Below are 496 nucleotides of genomic sequence, written 5' to 3'. Positions count from 1 at the left end.
AGGTGGTACGAAAGATACAATTGTAGTAAATGCTGAACCTGGTTCTACTGTCGAGTTATTCGATAAAGATGGTAATAAGATTGGTGAAGGTGTTGCTAATGATCAAGGTGTCGCTGAAATCACACCGACAACACCATTACCTGAAGGTAATATCATAGCGAAAGCGACGGATAATGCAGAAACGCCGAATACGTCTGACGCTTCTGAACCTGTCAAAGCGAAAGATACAACACCGCCAACTAAACCTGTCATTCAAACAGACTTAACTGATAAAGGTGGTACGAAAGATCCAATTGTTGTAAATGCTGAACCTGGTACTACTGTTGAATTATTCGATAAAGATGGAAACAAAATTGGTGAAGGCGTCGCAAATGATCAAGGTGTTGCTGAAATCACACCGACAACACCATTACCTGAAGGTAATATCATAGCGAAAGCGACGGATAATGCAGAAACGCCGAATACGTCTGACGCATCTGAACCAGTCAAATCGAAA

At 41.5% G+C, this 496-nt stretch carries 1 pseudogene; it reads left to right on the top strand.

The features are described 5' to 3' along the window. Window positions 1-496: pseudogene (locus tag LQ608_RS12370) on the top strand (YSIRK signal domain/LPXTG anchor domain surface protein); the annotation flags it as partial.

Source organism: Mammaliicoccus sp. H-M34 (genome assembly GCF_022386495.1).
Taxonomy (GTDB): domain Bacteria; phylum Bacillota; class Bacilli; order Staphylococcales; family Staphylococcaceae; genus Mammaliicoccus; species Mammaliicoccus fleurettii.
The sequence above is the reverse complement of the archived record's forward strand: the minus strand, read 5'-3'. Positions and strand labels throughout refer to the sequence as shown.